Here is a 3033-nt window from a genome sequence, read left to right as displayed (position 1 = left end):
TGCCAGCGAAGAGGCCCGAACAGGCACTAGAGAGGCAACCGACCATGCACACCTGGATCAACGCCCTGTCCGACCTGCACGCCCGCGGCGAGCCCTGCGTGCTGGTGACAATCATCGAAGAACGCGGCTCCACCCCGCGCAACGCCGGCTCGAAAATGGTCGTCAGCGCCACCCAGCTGTTCGACACCATCGGCGGCGGCCACCTGGAATACAAAGCCATGCACATCGCCCGGCAGATGCTTGCCGAAGGTCGCGACACCACCCACCTGGAGCGCTTCAACCTCGGCGCCAGCCTGGGCCAGTGCTGCGGCGGCGCCACCGTGCTGCTGTTCGAACCCATGGGCGGGGTGCAGGCGCAGATCGCGGTATTCGGCGCAGGCCATGTCGGCCGCGCTCTGGTACCCTTGCTCGCCGCGCTGCCCTGCCGGGTACGCTGGATCGATTCGCGCGAGCAGGAATTCCCCGCGCTCATCCCCGCCGGGGTGAGCCGGATCGTGAGTGAAGAACCGGTCGATGAGGTCGACGAACTGCCCGCCGGCAGCTACTGCATCGTCATGACCCACAATCATCAACTGGACCTGGAACTGACCGCCGCGATCCTCAAGCGCAACGACTTCACCTGGTTCGGCCTGATCGGCTCCAGGACCAAGCGCGTCAAGTTCGAGCATCGCCTGCGCGATCGTGGTTTCAGCCCGGAACGCCTGGCGCGCATGCGCTGCCCGATGGGCCTGGCCGAGGTCAAGGGCAAGCTGCCGATCGAAATTGCCGTGTCCATCGCCGCCGAGATCATCGCCACCTACAACGCGAACTTCGGCCAGCACAGTGCCTCGAACAACGCCGAACCCATTGCCCAACTGCTGCCGCCCTCCCGGCGCAGCCAAGCCCTTTGACGAGAGCCTTATGAGCGCAACCCGCAAAGCTTACCGTGCCGCCCTGCTGCACAGCCTCGCCGACCCCGCCGACGTTGGCGTAGAGGCGTCCTATGAGTACTTCGAAGACGGTCTGCTGGTCATCGACCAAGGCAAGATCAGCGCCATCGGCGAGGCCAGTGCGCTGTTGCCCGGCCTGGACGCCGATATCGAGGTGGTGCACTACCAGGACGCACTGATCACCCCGGGTTTCATCGACACCCACATCCATTTCCCGCAGACCGGCATGATCGGCTCCTACGGCGAACAGTTGCTGGACTGGCTGAATACCTACACCTTCCCGTGTGAGCGCCAGTTCGAAGACAAGGCCCACGCCGACAAGGTAGCCAGGCTGTTCGTGCAGGAACTGCTGCGCAACGGCACCACCAGCGCGCTGGTGTTCGGCAGCGTGCACCCCGAGTCGGTCAATGCACTGTTCGAGGAAGCCGAGCGCCTGGACCTGCGCCTGATCGCCGGCAAGGTGATGATGGACCGCAACGCCCCCGACTACCTGACCGATACGGCCGAGTCCAGCTACGAGCAGAGCAAGGCGCTGATCCGCCGCTGGCATGGCAAGGGCCGCCTGCACTACGCCGTGACTCCGCGCTTTGCGCCCACCAGCACGCCGGAACAGCTCGCCCTCGCCGGCCAGTTGCTCAAGGAGTTCCCGGACCTGTACCTGCACACGCACCTGAGCGAAAACCTCAAGGAAATCGAGTGGGTCAAGGCGCTGTTCCCCGAGCGCAGCGGCTACCTGGACGTGTACGACCACTTCGAGCTGCTGGGTGAGCGCTCGGTGTTCGCGCACGGTGTGCACCTGTGTGACGCCGAATGCCAGCGCCTGGCCGAAACCGGCTCGGCCGTGGCGTTCTGCCCCACCTCCAACCTGTTCCTGGGCAGCGGCCTGTTCAACCTGGCGCAGGCCGAACAGCACAAGATCAAGGTGGGCCTGGGCACCGACGTCGGCGCAGGCACCAGCTTCTCGCTGCTATACACCCTCAACGAGGCCTACAAGGTGATGCAGTTGCAGGGCGCACGCCTGAGCCCGTTCAAGTCGCTGTACCTGGCCACGCTGGGCGGTGCGCGTGCGCTGAACCTGGAGTCGCGCATCGGCACCCTACAAGCGGGTAGCGACGCCGACTTCATCGTGCTCGACTACAAGGCCACCCCGCTGCTGGACTACCGCATCCAGCAATCGAAGAGCATCGAGGAAACCTTGTTCGTGCTCACTACGCTGGGCGACGACCGCACCATTCGCGAGACCTTCGCTGCCGGGCGCAGCGTGCACCAGCGCTAGGGTTCGCGGAACACCCCACGGTACAGCGCGCCGCCGATCACCGCACCGATCAGCGGCGCGACCCAGAACAGCCACAGCTGCTGCAGCGCCCAACCGCCCACAAACAGCGCAGGCCCGGTACTGCGCGCCGGGTTGACCGAGGTATTGGTGACCGGTATCGACACCAGGTGGATCAGCGTGAGCGCCAGCCCGATCGCGATCGGCGCCAAACCTGCCGGCGCGCGGGTATCGGTGGCGCCCATGATGATCAGGATGAACATCGCCGTCATCACCACTTCACACACAAACCCCGCCCCCAGCGAGTACTCGCCCGGGGAATGCTCGGCGTAGCCGTTGGAGGCCAGCCCGGCCGACAGCTCGAAGCCGGCTTTGCCGCTGGCAATCAGGTAGATCACCCCTGCCGCCAGGATGGCCCCGAGCACCTGGGCAATCACGTAGGGCAGCAGCTCTCTGGCCGGAAAACGCCCACCCACCACCAGGCCCAGCGAAACCGCAGGGTTGAGGTGGCAACCGGAGATATGACCGATGGCGAAGGCCATGGTCAGCACAGTCAGCCCGAAGGCCATGGAGACACCGACCAGGCCGATGCCGATCGGAAAAGACGCAGCCAGTACCGCACTGCCACAACCGCCCAACACCAGCCAGAACGTCCCTATCAATTCAGCTCCCATGCGTTTGCTCATGGGCATCGACATCAGTCAGTCCTCAAGAAGTGGTACGCCTGAAGCGCAAGCCCAACTGCTTGATGAAGGTTTGCGGGAGTGCAGCAGATAAAATCTAGCAGAGATTGGCGCAAGTGCCAGCAGGCCTGAAAGCATCGCGGGTCAA

The 3033-nt window shown here is 64.6% G+C and carries 3 protein-coding genes; 2 read left to right on the top strand and 1 reads right to left on the bottom strand.

Annotated features, from left to right (window positions below; all coding sequences use genetic code 11):
• Positions 1–44: 44 nt before the first annotated feature.
• Together xdhC and guaD are read left to right on the top strand one after the other, a co-directional pair.
• Positions 45–890 carry a xanthine dehydrogenase accessory protein XdhC gene (xdhC, locus tag G3436_RS16895; RefSeq protein WP_163947153.1) on the top strand — a complete coding sequence of 282 codons (846 nt, stop codon included), beginning with the start codon at positions 45–47 and terminating at the stop codon, positions 888–890.
• Between the two features lie 10 nt (positions 891–900).
• The gene (guaD, locus tag G3436_RS16890) at positions 901–2205 is read left to right on the top strand and encodes a guanine deaminase (protein ID WP_163947150.1); all 1305 of its coding nucleotides are present in this window, start codon (positions 901–903) and stop codon (positions 2203–2205) included.
• Here guaD and aqpZ read toward each other — a convergent pair.
• Positions 2202–2900 carry an aquaporin Z gene (gene aqpZ, locus G3436_RS16885; RefSeq protein ID WP_163947148.1) on the bottom strand — a complete coding sequence of 233 codons (699 nt, stop codon included), beginning with the start codon at positions 2898–2900 and terminating at the stop codon, positions 2202–2204. The genes guaD and aqpZ overlap by 4 nt on opposite strands.
• Between the last annotated feature and the right edge of the window lie 133 nt (positions 2901–3033).

This window comes from Pseudomonas brassicae (assembly GCF_010671725.1).
Taxonomy (GTDB): Bacteria; Pseudomonadota; Gammaproteobacteria; order Pseudomonadales; family Pseudomonadaceae; genus Aquipseudomonas; species Aquipseudomonas brassicae.
Note: the sequence above shows the minus strand (reverse complement) of the source record. Positions and strands in the feature narration are given on the sequence as shown.

Excerpts from the sequence above, each read along its gene's own strand:
- xdhC (WP_163947153.1), top strand. The coding sequence starts at position 45 with ATGCACACCTGGATCAACGCCCTGTCCGACCTGCACGCCCGCGGCGAG.
- guaD (WP_163947150.1), top strand. The coding sequence starts at position 901 with ATGAGCGCAACCCGCAAAGCTTACCGTGCCGCCCTGCTGCACAGCCTC.
- aqpZ (WP_163947148.1), bottom strand. The coding sequence starts at position 2,900 with ATGTCGATGCCCATGAGCAAACGCATGGGAGCTGAATTGATAGGGACG.